This is a genomic window from Methylobacterium sp. UNC378MF (assembly GCF_900103195.1).
GTDB lineage: Bacteria > Pseudomonadota > Alphaproteobacteria > Rhizobiales > Beijerinckiaceae > Methylobacterium.
Genome location: NZ_FMWU01000013.1, coordinates 134,480 through 149,782 on the forward strand (window position 1 = coordinate 134,480; position 15,303 = coordinate 149,782).

Genomic DNA, 15,303 nt, shown 5'->3' on the forward strand with positions numbered 1-15,303 from the left:
GGCATGCGGGGCAACGACCTCGCCGGCATGGTCGAGGTCCGGGTCCACCGGCCCGGACCATGCCGGAACCGGATACTCTGCGGGTCTCCGAATCGGGAACGCACAAGAGTGACGATGAAGAGCAGAGCCGCACGCTTCCGCAGCCAAACGCTTGGCGCGATCGTCATATCGGCGGCGACCCTTCTGGGTGCGTCCAGCGGCGCGCATGCGCAATTCGCCTTCGAGGACGAGGTCCTGCCGCCGCGGGTCGTGGCCTGGCGCCTCGCAGAGCGCGGCTTCGGCGGCCTCAGTCGCCCGCGCTTCGACGGGCGGGTCTACGTGGTCGATGCGGTCGGTCCGACCGGCATGCCAGTCCGCCTCTTCGTCGACCCTATGACCGCGGCGATCGTGGGCCGCCAGCGGATCGGCGCACCGGAATCCTACGCGCGTTTGGAGCGACCGGCGCCCGGCTTCGGCTGGACCGAGGATGAGGCCGTCCCGCACCGCGTGATCCGTCCTGTCCCCTCCGAGGATGTTCCGGCGGCGCGACCGCAGCGCCGGTCGAGCGGCGAAGCCCTCAGACCTGAAGCCGTCAAACCTGACGCCAATCCCGATGGCGTAAATCCCGACGGCGTCGGCCGAAGCGCTCCGCCCAGGAAGGCCGCGCGCGCGGCGCCAGCGCGTACGCCCGACATGAAGCCGTCCCACCGCACCTCACCCGAGGCGCCGGCTCCGAAGATCGCTCCAGCCGAAGCGATCAAGAGCGATCCGACGCCAGATTCCAGACCGGAGACCAAGGCGGCGTCGATCGAGAAGGCTCCGTCAGCGCCCCCCGCGGCTCAGACCACCACGTCGTCGAAATCAGCCGATGCTGCCGTCGCGGAGGCGGCCAAGCCGGCTGCGAAGGACTGGAAGGACCCGCCACCGGACAAGAAGCCGGTGCGCGTGATCGGCGGCGCCACGATCGTTCCGGGCCCATCCGAGTAGGAACGAAGCCGCAGCAGTCGCCTCACGGGTCGGTGGTCAGCCGTTCGGCACCGCTGAAGACCGTCACCGTATCGGCCCGCGCGATGGCGCAGAGTGTCATGCCGTAGGAATGAGCGCGTTCGAGGGCCAGGGAGGTCGGCGCCGAGATGGCGACGATCACGGCTGCGCCGAGACGCGCGGCCTTCTCGACCATCTCGAACGAGCAGCGGCTGGTGATGACCAGGAAGCCCGCGTCGGTGGCCGCGCCTGACCGGATCAAGGCGCCGATCAGCTTATCGAGGGCATTGTGGCGGCCGACATCCTCGCGCACCGCCGCGAGGCTTCCGTCGAGGCGGGCCCAGGCCGCCGCATGGACGGCGCGCGTCTCTGCCCCGAGCGATTGGGCGCGATCCAGACCAGACAAAGCGCGGGCGATGGCCGGCAGCGCGACGCGGACTCCAGCTGCCGCCCGCGCCTCGGCCCGCGGCAGCTGTGCCAGATCCTCGATTCCGCAGACCCCACAGCCGGTGCGGCCGCTGATGGCGCGTTTGCGCGCCAGGTGCTCGCGCAGCCGTCCGGGCGCCAGGTCGACGTGGAGGCGAAGGCCGTCCACAGTTGCCTCGACCCGGGTCGCGCGGATTTCCTCCGCGCTGTCCACGATGCCCTCCGTCAGGCTGAACCCGTAGGCGAAATCCTCGAGGTCGGCGGGGGTCGCCATCATCACGGCGTGCGGCACGCTGCCGTAGACGAGGTTAACCGGCGCCTCGACGGCGAGCGCCCGCGTATCCGGCTTCGGCGCCGCCCCCCCATAGGCCATCACCTGCATGGGCACGCGTACCGCACAGGGCAGCGGACCGGATGATCGATCTCCGGTTTCGGTCGACATCTTGAACTCCGATGGGGCGATACGAACACTAGGCGCCGCTTCATCCCCAACGCAACGCGACCGGGGCCATATCCGCGGGCCCCTAGTGCGCCGACGCCACGAGAGGTCGTCAACCGGGCGGAAAGCGCGCGATGCGACGCTTGTGCGGTTGCACCGCGTCGGCCCTTGTGGTCTGAAGCCCCGGTCGGATAATGCCGGGTGACACAACCGGTACTCCGTCACGTCGGTACAATCCCGCACGCAATCAAGACGGGAAGGTCCGGCGGCAGCCAGTTAGCCAGGGGAGCCACGAGAGGCAGATGCGGACGGTGCGGACGATCAACCGGTCACTCTGGAGCCTCGCCGCCTTCGGCGCCCTGCTCTCCCCGATATCCCTTGCTCATGCGGCGGGCTTCGGTCAGCCCGAGCCTTGGGAGATGAGCCGCCAGGTTCAGGTGACCGAGAACGGTCGCGACATCCTCAGTTTCGAGATCGGCCTGCACTGGCTGTCACTCGGCATCTCGGTCTTCGTACTGGGCCTGATCCTCTGGTGCGTCTTCCGCTTCGGCGAGAAGCGGAACCCGACGCCTTCGCGGACAACGCACAACACCGCCATCGAGGTCGCCTGGACGATCGTCCCGGTTCTCATTCTGGTCGCCGTGGCGATCCCCTCGTTCCGCCTGCTGCGCACGCAGCTCTCGGATCCGAAGGCCGACATGATCGTCAAGGTCATCGGCCACGCGTGGTACTGGTCCTACGAGTACCCGCAGACCGAGGCCGGCGGCGGCTTCACCTTCGACGCCAACCTCGACGAGGACAAGCAGCCGCGCCTGCTCCAGACCGACAACGAGATGGTCGTCCCGGTCGGCAAGATCGTGAAGATCCAGGTCACCGCCGCCGACGTGCTGCATTCCTGGGCCATGCCGGCCTTCGGCTTCAAGATCGACGCCGTGCCCGGCCGCCTCAACCAGATGTGGTTCAAGGCCGACAAGGAAGGCACCTTCCACGGCCAGTGCTCCGAGCTGTGCGGCCAGCGCCACGCCTACATGCCGATCGTGGTCCGCGTGGTCAGCGAGCAGGCCTACGCCGACTGGCTGAAGGAGGCGAAGACCAAGTACGCCCGCATCGACAACGGCACGAGCGTCGCCGAGGCGCGCTAAGCCCCGGCTGACCGACCCGAACCCATCAGATCCACAAGGCACCCGAATCCATGGCTACAGCCGCAGCCCATGCCGAGGCCCATGAGGTCCACGACCACAAGCCGTCGTTTTTCGCCCGCTGGTTCCTGTCGACGAACCACAAGGACATCGGCACCCTCTACCTGCTCTTCGCCTTCTGCGCCGGCATGATCGGCGCGTTCCTCTCCTTCGGCATCCGGATGGAGATGGAGCAGCCCGGCCTGCAGTATTTCTCGAACCCCGCGACCTACAACGTGTTCGTCACGGGTCACGGCCTCATCATGGTGTTCTTCATGGTGATGCCGGCGCTGATCGGCGGCTTCGGCAACTGGTTCGTGCCCCTCATGATCGGCGCGCCCGACATGGCGTTCCCGCGCATGAACAACATCTCATTCTGGCTGACGGTGGCGGGCTTCTGCTCCCTGCTCTGCTCGCTGTTCGTCGAGGGCGCACCCGGCGCGTCCGGCGCCGGCACCGGCTGGACCGTCTACCCGCCGCTCTCGACCGCCGGCCATCCGGGACCGGCCGTCGACTTCGCGATCTTCGCCCTGCACCTGTCGGGCGCAGGCTCGATCCTCGGCGCGATCAACTTCATCACCACCATCCTGAACATGCGCGCCCCCGGCATGACGCTGCACAAGATGCCGCTCTTCGCCTGGGCCGAGCTGGTCACCGCCTTCCTGCTGCTCCTGTCGCTGCCGGTGCTCGCGGGCGCCATCACGATGCTGCTCACTGACCGGAACTTCGGCACGACCTTCTTCGACCCGGCCGGCGGCGGTGACCCGATCCTGTACCAGCACCTGTTCTGGTTCTTCGGTCACCCCGAAGTGTACATCATGATCCTGCCGGCCTTCGGCATCGTCTCGCACATTATCGCCACGTTCTCGCGCAAGCCCGTCTTCGGCTATCTCGCGATGGCCTACGCCATGGTGGCGATCGGCGTCGTCGGCTTCGTCGTGTGGGCCCACCATATGTACACGGTCGGCCTGTCGCTGCAGACGCAGTCCTACTTCGTCTTCGCCACGATGGTGATCGCGGTGCCGACCGGCGTGAAGATCTTCTCGTGGATCGCCACCATGTGGGGCGGCTCCATCCGCTTCACCGCGGCGATGCACTGGGCCGTCGGCTTCATCTTCCTGTTCACCGTGGGCGGCGTGACCGGCGTCGTGCTGGCCAACTCGGCGGTCGATAAGTACCTGCACGACACCTACTACGTCGTCGCGCACTTCCACTACGTGTTGTCGCTGGGTGCCGTGTTCATCATCTTCGCCGGTGTCTACTACTGGTTCCCGAAGATGACCGGCCACATCATTCCGGAATGGGCCGGCAAGCTGCACTTCTGGCTGGCCTTCATCGGCGCGAACGTCCTGTTCTTCCCGATGCACTTCCTCGGTCTGGCCGGCATGCCGCGGCGGTACGCCGACTACCCGGATGCGTTCGCGCAGTGGCACAAGGTCTCGACTTACGGCGGACACATCTTTGGCCTCAGCATGTTCGTGTTCGTGATCGGTGTGGTTCTGGCCTTCCGGTCCAAGGAGCGGGCGGCGGACAACCCGTGGGGCGAAGGCGCCACCACCCTCGAGTGGACGCTCTCCTCCCCGCCCCCGTTCCACCAGTTCGAGACCCTGCCCCGCATCGTCGACGAGCCGGGCGCGCACTGATAGACAGCTCGCGAGGGCCGCATCGGCGGCCCTCGCCCTTCCCCGGAGGCCGGTCACCGACCTCCCGGCAAGGGCGAGCGATGAGGGCGAACTGCACGGGCCGAGGGAGATCTCCTGGGCCCCGCTCACGCCGACTCTTGGAACACGTCGAATTCGACACACGACTCGGCCGTGACGCGCGCGGACGGGCGCCGACACAGCAGCGGCAGACGCGATGACGAGCCTGACGAACAGCATCGGACCGGACCTCCCGGCCCCGGCCCTCACCAGCGCCGGTGGTGACGTGCCGGACTATTTCGCCTTGCTGAAGCCGCGGGTGATGGTTCTCGTCATCTTCACCGCGCTGGTCGGCATGGTGGTGTCCCACGGTCACGTGCAGCCGGCGATCGGCGCCATCTCGCTGCTCGCCATCGCGGTCGGCGCCGGCGCCTCCGGTTGCCTCAACATGTGGTGGGACGCGGATATCGACGCCGTGATGAGCCGCACGGCCACGCGGCCGATCCCGGCCGGCAAGATCACGTCCGAAGAAGCCCTCGGCTTCGGCCTCTTCCTCTCGGTGGCCTCAGTCCTGGTGCTGGGCCTGACGGCGAACTGGCTGGCCGCCGGGCTGCTGGCCTTCACCATCGTGTTCTACGCAGTGGTCTACTCGATGTGGCTGAAGCGGGCGACCGCACAGAACATCGTCATCGGCGGTGCCGCCGGAGCGCTGCCGCCGGTGATCGGCCAGGCGGTGGTCACCGGCTCGGTGGGCGTCGAGTCCCTGATCCTGTTCGCCATCATCTTCATCTGGACCCCGCCGCATTTCTGGGCGCTGGCCCTGATCAAGGCCGACGAGTACGCCCGCGCCGGCATCCCGATGATGCCGAACGTCGCCGGACCGGCCTCCACCCGCCGCCAGATCGTTTGGTACTCCCTGCTCCTCGCGCCCCTCGGCCTCGTGCCGGTGGCTCTGGGCTTCGGCGGCCTCGTCTACGCGGTGATCGGCCTGGTGGGTGGCCTCGGCATGATCGCCTTCAGCATCCGGGTGCTGCGGAACCGCGAGGGCGATGCCGAGAAGCGCGCCGCCATGGGAATGTTCGGGTTCTCGATCCTCTACCTGTTCGCGCTGTTCTCGGCGCTCCTGGCCGAGCAGAGCTTCGGCCTGTTCCGCCCGGTCCTGGGCTGAGCGCCATGGCGGATCCCGAGATCCACTACCGGCCGCTCACCCCCGAGGAGGAAGCGCGGCGCCGCAAGCGCTCCGTGGCGATCGCGCTGGCCCTCGGCGCATGGGTGCTGCTGTTCTTCGTGCTGACGATCGTCAAGCTCGGACCGCAGATCCTGAGCCGGCCGCTCTGAGGCTTTCGCGATGGCAGCAACTCCTCCTGGACCAAGCCGAGGCGCGAAGCGGACCGCTCTCGCTTGTGCCGGCCTCGCGGTCGGCATGATCGGCCTCGCCTTCGCGTCGGTGCCCCTCTACGACGCCTTCTGCAAGGCGACCGGCTACGACGGCACGCCCCGACAGGGTCCGGCCTTGGCTGACTCGGCGGCTCGGACCGATGACAGTATGGTCGTCCACTTCGACACGAACGTCGCGCCGGGACTGCCCTGGAAGTTCATCCCGGAGGTCAGCCGCGTCGAGGCGAAGCTCGGCGAGACCAAGACGGTCTTCTTCCGGGTGCAGAATACCGGCAGCGTGCCCTCGGCGGGGGTGGCGACCTTCAACGTGCAGCCGGGGCTGATGGGCGGCTACTTCGTCAAGATCGCCTGCTTCTGCTTCAATGAGCAGACGCTTCAGCCGGGCGAGACGCTGGACGTGCCGGTGGTGTTCTACGTCGATCCGGCCCTCCGGGACGATTCGAACACCGCACATCTTTCGGAGATGACGCTGTCCTACACGTACTTCGCCTCGAAGAACGGTCAGCCGGTCAAGGCGACGGTGGCGAGGTCCGGATCTTCGGGAACGAAGGGCGATTTCTGATCGCGGGCCCGTGACAACACGGGGCTGCACCGACTAAACGTTCGGGCAAGCTTGGGCGTGGTGCGTGCCGCGCCCGGCCAAGAGTAAGCAACGAACAGCGTAAGGCCGGATGCCGGGAACGGCGCGGGGCGCGAGGGTGAGGAGCGACGGGACGATGGCCGAGGCGCACGCCAAGAATCACGACTATCACATCCTGAATCCGAGCCCGTGGCCGTTGATCGGGGCCTTTTCGGGCTTCCTGATGGCGTTCGGCGCCGTGTTCTGGATGAAGAGCCTCCAGATCGGGACCCTGACGCCGGGCCCCTACATCTTCGGGGCCGGCGCGATCGGTGTCCTCTACACGATGTTCTCGTGGTGGAAGGACGTCGCGCACGAGGCCAATTCCGGCGACCACACCCGCGTCGTTCAGCTGCATCACCGCTACGGCATGATGATGTTCATCGCCTCCGAGGTGATGTTCTTCGTCGCGTGGTTCTGGGCCTATTTCGAGGCTGCCCTCTACACAGCCGACCCGATCCAGGTCTCGCGGGTGGAGTTCACTGGCGGTGTCTGGCCGCCGAAGGGCATCGAGGCCTTCGATCCCTGGCACCTGCCCCTGCTCAACACGCTGATCCTGCTGACCTCGGGTACCACGGTGACCTGGGCGCACCACGCGCTGATCGAGGGCGACCGCAAGGGGCTGAAATACGGCCTCTGGCTGACCATCATCCTCGGCGTGCTGTTCACTGCCTGCCAGGCCTACGAGTACAGCCACGCCGAGTTCGGCTTCTCGGGCAGCATCTACTCGTCGACCTTCTTCATGGCGACAGGCTTCCACGGCGCCCACGTGATCATCGGCACGATCTTCCTGGCGGTGTGCCTGTTCCGCGCCTATGCGGGCCAGTTCACCCCGCGTCAGCATCTCGGCTTCGAATTCGCCGCTTGGTACTGGCACTTCGTCGATGTCGTGTGGCTGTTCCTCTTCGCCGCCATCTATGTCTGGGGCTCGGGCGTCTTCCACGGCAGCGCCCACTGAACCGAACCATCCCGCCGCTGCATGGCGGACCTGCGAAGGGCGGCTCAGGCCGCCCTTTTGCGTTTCCGAGGGATCGAGAACCCCATATGCGGATAGGACGGCCCGGGCGCGGGGCGATCGGGGCCCGCGCGGATCAGTTCTGGAGTGTGCCCGTGGACAACCGAACCTATTCTCCGCCGCCCCCGATCCCCACCGGCCTGCGCGGACGCTGCCCCCGCTGTGGCGAGGGGCATCTGTTCCGCGGCTTCCTGACTCTGCGCCCCACCTGTGAGGCCTGCGGCCTCGACTACGCGCATTTCGACTCGGCAGATGGGCCGGCCTTCTTCGTCATGTCGATCGTCGGACTGATCGTCGTCGGCCTCGCCCTGTGGCTGGAGATCACCTACGAGCCGCCGATCTGGGTCCACGCCGCCGTGGCCCTGACACTCTCCGTCGGTCTTAGCCTGCTCCTGGTTCGACCGCTCAAGGGTCTTCTGATCGCCCTGCAATACAGCAACCGGGCGGAGGAAGGACGCTTCGAGCCGTGACCGCAGCCGAAATGCAGCGGGCTGCCTGGCGCGATCTCGTCGCGCCGGGAGTCGCGTCGCTGATCGCACTGGCCATCCTGCTGAGCCTTGGGGTCTGGCAGCTTGAGCGCAAGGCCTGGAAGGAGGACCTCATCGCCCGGATCGTGCGGCAGACCCGGGCGGAGCCGGTGGCGCCACCGGCGGTTGAGTCCTGGGATCCGGCGCGCGATGAGTTTCGACATGTCCAGGTCTCGGGGCGCTTCCTCAATGACCAGGAGACCCTGGTCCACGGGCTGGCAGCCGGCGAGACACCGGGCCGCGCCTTGCAGGGCTATTACGTGCTCACGCCGCTTCGCCGGGACGATGGCAGCATTGTGCTGATCAACAGGGGCTTCGTGCCCACCGAGCTGAAGGCGCAGGGCGATCGCCGTGACGGCCTGATCGAAGGGCCGACACGGGTCACCGGCATCCTCCGCGCCAGCGAAGCGCGAGGCCTGTTCGTGCCGGAGCCGGACCCCAGCCGCGGTGAGTGGTTCAACCGCGACGTCTCGGGAATCGCGGCGGCGCGCGGCCTCAGCGCGGTCGCTCCCTACCTGATCGAGGCCGATGCCGTGCCAAGTCAGACGACCTGGCCGCGCGGCGGTCAGCTACGGGTCGACCTGCCGAACAACCATCTGCAGTACGCGTTCACGTGGTTCGGCCTCGCAGCCTGTCTGATCGGCGTCTTCTCGGTCTTCGCGTGGCGCCGCCTGCACGATTCGCCCACGGCAGGTATCGCCTAGGACAAAGCCACGGCTTCGCGTCCCTGGCGAGGAAAGGTCTCGCCTGGATCGGCTGAAAAACGGCATCCCGTTCCTTTGACCGCGCGCCATCGCCCCGGAATACTTTCAGTGTTCTTGAGCGATCGGCCGCGTCCTGCATAGTGTATTCAGTTCGCGGCGATCATCCGAAGACGACACGGCGCTGGACCGCCGTGCAACTGAGGTAACGCCGGATGACCAGCCATTTCGACAACGCACCGCGGGAGCCGATCCGCTTCGCCTATTGGGTGCCTAACGTCTCCGGGGGGCTGGTGATCAGCAAGATCCCCCAGCGGACGGGCTGGGATGCGGAGTACAACCGGAAGCTGGCGCAGATCGCTGAGGAAGCGGGATTCGACTACGGGCTGACGCAGATCCGGTTCACCGCCGGCTATGGGGCCGAGTACCAGCACGAATCGGTCGCCTTCAGCCACGCCCTGCTGGCCGCCACGACCAGGCTCAAGGTGATCGCGGCCCTCCTTCCCGGGCCGTGGCATCCGACCCTCGCTGCCAAGCAGATCGCCACGATCTCGCAGCTCACCGAAGGCCGCATCGCGGTCAACATCGTCTCGGGATGGTTCTCGGGCGAATTCCGGGCGATCGGTGAACCCTGGCTCGACCATGACGAGCGTTATCGCCGATCGGAGGAATTCATCCGGAGCCTGCGCGGGATCTGGACGCAGGACAACTTCACCTTCCGCGGCGACTTCTATCGCTACAGCGATTACACGCTGAAGCCGAAGCCTGCCCAGCCGCTGCCCGAGATCTTCCAGGGCGGCTCGTCGCGCGCCGCGCGCGACATGGCGGCCCGCGTCTCCGACTGGTACTTCACCAATGGCGGCACGCCGGAGACGATCCGCGCCCAGGTGGATGACATCCGCGCCAAGTCGGCCGAGACCGGCAATCATCCGCGGATCGGCGTGAACGCCTTCGTGATCGCCCGCGACAGCGAGGCGGAAGCCCGCGCCGTCCTTCAGGAGATCATCGACCACGCCGATCCGGACGCCGTGAAAGCCTTCGGCCATGAGGTGAAGAATGCCGGCAAGGCTTCTCCGGAAGGGGAAGGCAATTGGGCGAAGTCGAGCTTCGAGGACCTCGTCCAGTACAACGACGGCTTCAAGACCAACCTGATCGGCACGCCCGACCAGATCGCCGAGCGGATCCTGGCGCTGAAGGATGCCGGTGCCGACCTCGCCCTGCTGGCCTTCCTGCATTTCCAGGAGGACGTCGCGTATTTCGGCGCGCACGTGATCCCGCGGGTCCGCGCCCTCGAAGCCGCGCGCGACCGGCGCGCCGAGGCGGCCTGAACGCCGCCTGCCGATGCGAATCTTGTCTGACCGGAGTGAGCCATGAACATCGCCGTCGATGCGCGCACGCTCGAGCCGGAGCACCGCCCGGGTGCTCCCGGACCCGCGCGGCCGCCCTCCCCCGCCCATGTGATCCGTGACGATGCCGAAGCGCTATCGGTCGCCGAACGGCTGGCCGCCGAATTCCGGGCCGGCGCCTCTGAGCGGGACCGCCACGCCGTACGCCCGCTCGCGGAACTCGATGCCTTCTCCCAGAGCGGCCTCTGGTCGATCAACGTGCCGCGGGCCTATGGCGGACCCGAGGTCTCGTACCGGACCCTCGCCCAGGTGATCGCCATTCTGGCGGCCGCCGATCCCGCCATCGCACAGATCGCCCAGAACCATCTCGGCATCCTGGCGGCGATCCGGACCGTGTCGGACGAGGCGCAGAAGCACCTGCTCTTCGGAGAGGTTCTGCGCGGAACGCGGTTCGGCAACGCCTTCTCGGAGCGCGGCACCAAGCGGGCGGCCGACTTCGACACGCGCTTCACGGATCACGGCGATCACGTCGTCGTGCGGGGCCAGAAATTCTACGCCACCGGCGCGCTCCTCGCGCATCTCGTCCCGATCGTCGCCCTCGATGCCGAGGGGCGCGCCTGGTACGCCATCGCCGAGCGGGATGCGCCCGGCCTGACGGTGATCGACGATTGGTCGAGCTTCGGCCAGCGCGGTACGGCGAGCGGGACCGTGCTGATCGAGGATGTGCGTGTCCCGAAGAGTCATCTGGTTCCCGCCTGGAAGGGCTACGAGGCGCCCACCGCCGACGGCGCGGTGTTCCAGATCATCCAGGCGGCCGTCGATGCTGGGATCGGCCGCGAGGCCCTCGACGATACGATCCGCTTCGTCCGCGACAAGGCCCGTCCGTGGATCGACAGCGGGCTGGAGCGGGCTTCGGAGGATCCCTACACGATCCAGGCGGTCGGCGATCTGACCATCCGCCAGCACGCGGCAGAGGCGCTGCTCGATCGGGCCGGCCTCGCCCTGGATGCGGCCGTGGCGCGGCCGGATGCCGAGACCGTCGCGGCCGCGCAGCTCGCCGTGGCGGAGGCGAAGGTGCTGACCACCGAGGTGGCCCTGGCGGCGGCGAACAAGCTGTTCGAGCTGTCGGGGACGCGCTCGACCCTGGCGGCGGAGAATCTCGACCGTCACTGGCGCAACGCCCGCACGCACACGCTGCACGATCCGGTCCGCTGGAAATACGCGATCGTCGGCAACCACGCCCTCAACGGCGTGAACCCGCCGCTCCACGCCTGGAGCTGACCGGAGGGCTACAGCACGGGCAATCCTCGGGCCTTGGCCTCATCGCCGGGCTCGACATGGATGGTGACCACGGCGCCGGGGATCGTGGTCTCCAGGGCGGTCTCCAGCCGGTCGCAGATCGCGTGCGAATCCTCGACGGTCATCATGCCGGGAACGACGAGGTGGAAGTCGATGAAGGTCGCCTGACCGGCGGAGCGCGTGCGCACGTCGTGCGCCTCCAGCGCGCCCTCCCCGTGCTGGGAGATGAGCGACCGGATCTGGCTCACCATCTCGGCCGGAGCGGCCCGGTCCATGAGGCCGTCCACCGATTCCCGGACCATGCGGAAGCCGGACCACAGGATGTTCATGGCGACCAGCCCGGCCACCACGGGGTCGAGGACAGGGTAGCCGGTCAGGACCACGGCGCCGACGCCGGCGAGGACGCCGCAGGACGTGACCACGTCGGCGAAGACGTGGCGCGCATCGGCGATCAGGGCCGGCGACCGCCACCGTTGGCCCCAGCGCATCAGCGCCGCCGCCCAAACCGCGTTGATGATTCCCGCCGCGAAGTTGATCGCTAGGCCGAGGGTCGGCGCGTCGAGGGGCTTCGGGGCGAGCAGCCCGTAATAGGATTCGCGCAGGATCAGCAGCGCCGCCACCACGATCAACGCGCCCTCGATGACCGCGGAGAAGAACTCGGCCTTGTGGTGGCCGTAGGGATGGTCCTCGTCGGCCGGGCGGGCGGCGACCCGCAGGGCCACGAAAGCGCCCACCGCCGCGACCACGTTGATGATGCTCTCCAGCGCGTCGGAGTACAGGGCGAGGCTGCCGGTGAGCCACGCGGCGTAGAATTTCATCGCCGTGACGGCGAGGCCGATGCCCGCGCTGAACAGGGCGGCTTTCTGGGTGCGGTCCATGGTGCGCGCCGTTCGAGTGACGCCGCGCCCATACGGCACCCGCTACGGCCAAGGCCACGGCAAAGGTTCGACGCCATCGAAAACGTATTAGCCGCGGCTAAGTCTCCGACCTGCCGCCGTCGCCCCGGGCGGCCTCGCGCCGGCGGCTCAGTTCCGCCTTGGACCGCGCGGTTTCGGCCTTGCGGAGATAGCGGCGACGCTGCCAGACGAAGCGCGTCGCGGCGGCGAGGGCCTCCAGACGGGCGGCCTCGCGCTCCCAGTAGCCGAGGAGCTGGCCGTCGAGGGTGATCCGCCTGAGTCGGGGGCGAGGCGTCATCGTTCGTGATCTCGCGGTGCGGGCGGTTCGCCGGTCTCAGCCACGGTCAGGGCGTCGGGATCGCCGCGGAAGCTGCCCGCACCGGCATCCGGGACCGGCACGCCCGGACTGCCGAAGGGCTGGCTCGGATAGGCCGATTCGAACTTTGTGCGGGCGTCGGCAGGATCCTCGGCCTTCAGCACGATTTCGGGTGTGCCGGGCAACGGCCATCGGGGGTCGGCGTCATCACGGGGGCGAACGGCGTACCAGGGCATGGATCGAGGGCCTCGCGTCTCGGTGACGCGGAAACGGACGCGCTCCCAGGCGGTTCCGCGGTTGAAACCTCTGGACGTTCGGTGCACGCAGCCGGCGATGCGCGTGGACCTCTTCGATTTCGAACTGCCGGAGACCAGTATCGCCCTGCGCCCGGCTGAGCCGCGCGACGCCGGGCGGCTGCTCGTGGTGCGCCCCGGCGCGCCTTTGGCCGACCGGGCCGTGCGCGATCTGCCTGACGCCCTCCGGGCCGGCGATGCCCTGGTCTTCAATGACACGCGGGTGATCCCTGCCCGGCTGAACGGCGTTCGCACCCGCCCCGGCGCCCCAGGACAGCGCACGGAGGTGATGCTCCACCTGCGCGAGGCTCCCGACCGCTGGCGCGCCTTCGCTCGGCCGGCCAAGCGGCTCGCCGCGGGGGACGCGCTGCGCTTCGGCACACTGTGCGCCACGGTAATCGAAAAGGCCGACGCCGGAGAGATCGTGCTGGCCTTCGACCGGGCCGGGCCCGACCTCGACGCCGCCATCGCGCTCGAGGGGGCCCTGCCGCTCCCCCCCTACATCGCCGGCAAGCGCGCCACGGATTCCCGCGACGCCACCGATTACCAGACGGTCTACGCGAAAAATCCGGGCGCAGTGGCGGCACCGACGGCCGGCCTGCACTTCTCCGACGCGCTGCTCGCCGATCTCGATGCCGCGGGCCTGGTGCGCCATCACGTCACCCTGCATGTCGGCGCCGGGACCTTCCTGCCGGTCAAGGCAGACGACACCGACGCACACCGCATGCACGCGGAAATCGGCATCCTCGACGCCGCCACCGCCGATGCCCTGAATACCGCGCGGGCCGCGGGTGGCCGGATCGTCGCGGTCGGCACCACGGCGTTGCGCCTGCTTGAGAGCGCGGCCCGCCCGGACGGGAGCCTCGCGCCGTTCTCGGGGCCGACCGAGATCTTCATCACGCCGGGCTACCGGTTCCGCGCGGTTGACGCCCTCGTGACCAACTTCCACCTGCCGCGCTCGACGCTGTTCATGCTGGTCTCTGCCTTCTCCGGCCTCGAGACGATGCGCGCGGCCTACGCGCACGCGATCAGAGCCGGGTATCGATTCTACTCCTACGGCGACGCCAGCCTGCTCTTCCCGGGCCCGTGCGCGGACATCCCATGACCGACAGCACCAACTTCCGCTTCGATCTGCTGGCGCAGGACGGCACGGCCCGCACCGGCGTGATCGCGACGCCGCGCGGTGAGATCCGGACGCCGGCCTTCATGCCGGTGGGCACCGCCGCGACGGTCAAGGCCATGTATCCCGGCCAAGTCCGCGACCTCGGTGCCGACGTGGTGCTGGGAAACACCTACCACCTGATGCTGCGGCCCGGCCCGGAGCGCATGGCCCGGCTCGGCGGCCTGCACCGCTTCATGAACTGGGACCGGCCCATCCTGACGGATTCCGGCGGATTTCAAGTGATGTCGCTCTCCGCCTTGCGGAAGATCGACGAGCAGGGCGTGACCTTTCGCTCACATATCGACGGCACTGCCCACCACATGAGCCCGGAGCGCTCCATCGAGATCCAGGGCCTGCTCGGCTCCGACATCCAGATGCAGCTCGACGAGTGCGTCCGCCTGCCAGCGGATCACGCGGCCATCGAGAAGGCCATGCACCTGTCCCTGCGCTGGGCTGAACGCTGCCGCGTCGCGTTCGGCGAGCAGTCGGGGCGGGCCCTGTTCGGCATCGTCCAGGGCGGCGACGTGCCGGCCCTGCGCATCGAGAGCGCCCGCGCCCTCGCGGATCTCGATCTGAAGGGTTACGCGGTGGGCGGCCTCGCGGTCGGCGAGCCTCAGGACGTGATGTTTTCCATGATCGAGACCGTGGAACCGCACCTGCCGGCGGCGAAGCCGCGCTACCTGATGGGCGTCGGCACGCCGGACGACATCCTGGGCGCGGTCGCCCGCGGCATCGACATGTTCGACTGCGTGATGCCCACCCGCGCCGGACGGCACGGCCTCGCCTACACGCGCCACGGACGGGTCAACCTGCGCAATGCCCGCCACGCCGAGGACTCCGCGCCGCTCGATGAGGCTTCCGCTTGTCCGGCCACCCGGGACTATTCCCGTGCCTATCTGCATCACCTCGTGCGCTCGAACGAGATCCTCGGGATGATGCTGCTGACCTGGAACAATCTCGCCTATTACCAGGACCTGATGGCCGGCGCCCGCGCGGCGATCCGGGATGGATGCTACGCGGATTACTGCGTCAGCACGCGCGCGGGCTGGGCCAGCGCCGAGCGCGCCGCCGCCTGACCGCTCGCG

General features: G+C 68.2%; 17 protein-coding genes. 13 read left to right on the forward strand and 4 right to left on the reverse strand.

Translation table 11 applies throughout. From position 1 onward, the window contains the following. The first annotated feature begins 114 nt into the window (after positions 1 to 114). Positions 115 to 966 (forward strand): hypothetical protein, encoded by an 852-nt coding sequence (locus tag BLT59_RS15400; RefSeq protein ID WP_091781701.1) that lies wholly within the window; start codon positions 115 to 117, stop codon positions 964 to 966. A 22-nt stretch (positions 967 to 988) separates the two neighbouring features. Here BLT59_RS15400 and fdhD read toward each other — a convergent pair whose 3' ends face one another. Further along, complete coding sequence (gene fdhD / locus BLT59_RS15405; protein WP_244514011.1) at positions 989 to 1,762, reverse strand: formate dehydrogenase accessory sulfurtransferase FdhD; 774 nt, start codon at positions 1,760 to 1,762, stop codon at positions 989 to 991. Positions 1,763 to 2,130: 368 nt separating this feature from the next. Here fdhD and coxB point away from each other — a divergent pair, with 368 nt between their 5' ends. From coxB to BLT59_RS15450, 10 genes are all read left to right on the forward strand, one after another. Beyond that, positions 2,131 to 2,970 (forward strand): cytochrome c oxidase subunit II, encoded by an 840-nt coding sequence (gene coxB / locus BLT59_RS15410; protein WP_091781705.1) that lies wholly within the window; start codon positions 2,131 to 2,133, stop codon positions 2,968 to 2,970. 50 nt (positions 2,971 to 3,020) lie between these two features. Beyond that, a complete protein-coding gene (ctaD, locus tag BLT59_RS15415) occupies positions 3,021 to 4,649 on the forward strand; it encodes a cytochrome c oxidase subunit I (protein ID WP_091781707.1) in 1,629 nt (542 codons plus the stop codon). A gap of 214 nt (positions 4,650 to 4,863) precedes the next feature. Continuing rightward, complete coding sequence (locus BLT59_RS15420) at positions 4,864 to 5,814, forward strand: heme o synthase (protein ID WP_091781709.1); 951 nt, start codon at positions 4,864 to 4,866, stop codon at positions 5,812 to 5,814. 5 nt (positions 5,815 to 5,819) lie between these two features. Continuing rightward, positions 5,820 to 5,984 carry a hypothetical protein gene (locus tag BLT59_RS31310; RefSeq protein WP_175544023.1) on the forward strand — a complete coding sequence of 55 codons (165 nt, stop codon included), beginning with the start codon at positions 5,820 to 5,822 and terminating at the stop codon, positions 5,982 to 5,984. Positions 5,985 to 5,994: 10 nt separating this feature from the next. Continuing rightward, positions 5,995 to 6,606 (forward strand): cytochrome c oxidase assembly protein, encoded by a 612-nt coding sequence (locus tag BLT59_RS15425; protein WP_091781712.1) that lies wholly within the window; start codon positions 5,995 to 5,997, stop codon positions 6,604 to 6,606. A 154-nt stretch (positions 6,607 to 6,760) separates the two neighbouring features. After that, the gene (locus tag BLT59_RS15430; protein ID WP_091781716.1) at positions 6,761 to 7,621 is read left to right on the forward strand and encodes a cytochrome c oxidase subunit 3; all 861 of its coding nucleotides are present in this window, start codon (positions 6,761 to 6,763) and stop codon (positions 7,619 to 7,621) included. A gap of 152 nt (positions 7,622 to 7,773) precedes the next feature. Next, entirely contained in the window at positions 7,774 to 8,148 is a 375-nt protein-coding gene (locus tag BLT59_RS15435) for a DUF983 domain-containing protein (RefSeq protein WP_173009285.1), read from the forward strand. Positions 8,149 to 8,159: 11 nt separating this feature from the next. Beyond that, positions 8,160 to 8,909, forward strand: coding sequence for an SURF1 family protein (locus BLT59_RS15440; RefSeq protein ID WP_175544028.1), 750 nt, complete (start codon positions 8,160 to 8,162; stop codon positions 8,907 to 8,909). A 212-nt stretch (positions 8,910 to 9,121) separates the two neighbouring features. Beyond that, on the forward strand, positions 9,122 to 10,234 hold the full coding sequence (gene sfnG, locus BLT59_RS15445; RefSeq protein WP_091781723.1) for a dimethylsulfone monooxygenase SfnG: 1,113 nt from the start codon (positions 9,122 to 9,124) through the stop codon (positions 10,232 to 10,234). A 42-nt stretch (positions 10,235 to 10,276) separates the two neighbouring features. Continuing rightward, positions 10,277 to 11,533: an SfnB family sulfur acquisition oxidoreductase gene (locus tag BLT59_RS15450; RefSeq protein WP_091781727.1), complete on the forward strand. Its 1,257-nt coding sequence runs from the start codon at positions 10,277 to 10,279 to the stop codon at positions 11,531 to 11,533. A gap of 8 nt (positions 11,534 to 11,541) precedes the next feature. Here BLT59_RS15450 and BLT59_RS15455 read toward each other — a convergent pair whose 3' ends face one another. From BLT59_RS15455 to BLT59_RS15465, 3 genes are all read right to left on the reverse strand, one after another. Next, positions 11,542 to 12,429, reverse strand: coding sequence for a cation diffusion facilitator family transporter (locus BLT59_RS15455; RefSeq protein ID WP_091781730.1), 888 nt, complete (start codon positions 12,427 to 12,429; stop codon positions 11,542 to 11,544). A gap of 97 nt (positions 12,430 to 12,526) precedes the next feature. Continuing rightward, positions 12,527 to 12,745, reverse strand: a complete 219-nt coding sequence (locus BLT59_RS15460; RefSeq protein ID WP_091781733.1) for a hypothetical protein — start codon at positions 12,743 to 12,745, stop codon at positions 12,527 to 12,529. After that, entirely contained in the window at positions 12,742 to 12,999 is a 258-nt protein-coding gene (locus BLT59_RS15465; protein WP_091781736.1) for a hypothetical protein, read from the reverse strand. Before BLT59_RS15465 ends, BLT59_RS15460 begins: the two co-directional genes overlap by 4 nt. A gap of 97 nt (positions 13,000 to 13,096) precedes the next feature. On the opposite strand from BLT59_RS15465, the gene queA reads away from it, so the two are divergent. Together queA and tgt are read left to right on the forward strand one after the other, a co-directional pair. Then, entirely contained in the window at positions 13,097 to 14,161 is a 1,065-nt protein-coding gene (queA, locus tag BLT59_RS15470) for a tRNA preQ1(34) S-adenosylmethionine ribosyltransferase-isomerase QueA (RefSeq protein WP_091781739.1), read from the forward strand. After that, positions 14,158 to 15,294, forward strand: a complete 1,137-nt coding sequence (tgt, locus tag BLT59_RS15475; RefSeq protein ID WP_091781742.1) for a tRNA guanosine(34) transglycosylase Tgt — start codon at positions 14,158 to 14,160, stop codon at positions 15,292 to 15,294. The genes queA and tgt overlap by 4 nt, the downstream gene beginning before the upstream one ends. Positions 15,295 to 15,303: the final 9 nt, after the last annotated feature.

Bases quoted from the DNA above. Each gene is read 5' to 3' on its own strand.
- BLT59_RS15400 (WP_091781701.1), top strand. From the start codon at position 115: ATGAAGAGCAGAGCCGCACGCTTCCGCAGCCAAACGCTTGGCGCGATC.
- fdhD (WP_244514011.1), bottom strand. From the start codon at position 1,762: ATGGCCTATGGGGGGGCGGCGCCGAAGCCGGATACGCGGGCGCTCGCC.
- coxB (WP_091781705.1), top strand. From the start codon at position 2,131: ATGCGGACGGTGCGGACGATCAACCGGTCACTCTGGAGCCTCGCCGCC.
- ctaD (WP_091781707.1), top strand. From the start codon at position 3,021: ATGGCTACAGCCGCAGCCCATGCCGAGGCCCATGAGGTCCACGACCAC.
- BLT59_RS15420 (WP_091781709.1), top strand. From the start codon at position 4,864: ATGACGAGCCTGACGAACAGCATCGGACCGGACCTCCCGGCCCCGGCC.
- BLT59_RS31310 (WP_175544023.1), top strand. From the start codon at position 5,820: ATGGCGGATCCCGAGATCCACTACCGGCCGCTCACCCCCGAGGAGGAA.
- BLT59_RS15425 (WP_091781712.1), top strand. From the start codon at position 5,995: ATGGCAGCAACTCCTCCTGGACCAAGCCGAGGCGCGAAGCGGACCGCT.
- BLT59_RS15430 (WP_091781716.1), top strand. From the start codon at position 6,761: ATGGCCGAGGCGCACGCCAAGAATCACGACTATCACATCCTGAATCCG.
- BLT59_RS15440 (WP_175544028.1), top strand. From the start codon at position 8,160: ATGCAGCGGGCTGCCTGGCGCGATCTCGTCGCGCCGGGAGTCGCGTCG.
- sfnG (WP_091781723.1), top strand. From the start codon at position 9,122: ATGACCAGCCATTTCGACAACGCACCGCGGGAGCCGATCCGCTTCGCC.
- BLT59_RS15450 (WP_091781727.1), top strand. From the start codon at position 10,277: ATGAACATCGCCGTCGATGCGCGCACGCTCGAGCCGGAGCACCGCCCG.
- BLT59_RS15455 (WP_091781730.1), bottom strand. From the start codon at position 12,429: ATGGACCGCACCCAGAAAGCCGCCCTGTTCAGCGCGGGCATCGGCCTC.
- BLT59_RS15460 (WP_091781733.1), bottom strand. From the start codon at position 12,745: ATGACGCCTCGCCCCCGACTCAGGCGGATCACCCTCGACGGCCAGCTC.
- BLT59_RS15465 (WP_091781736.1), bottom strand. From the start codon at position 12,999: ATGCCCTGGTACGCCGTTCGCCCCCGTGATGACGCCGACCCCCGATGG.
- queA (WP_091781739.1), top strand. From the start codon at position 13,097: ATGCGCGTGGACCTCTTCGATTTCGAACTGCCGGAGACCAGTATCGCC.
- tgt (WP_091781742.1), top strand. From the start codon at position 14,158: ATGACCGACAGCACCAACTTCCGCTTCGATCTGCTGGCGCAGGACGGC.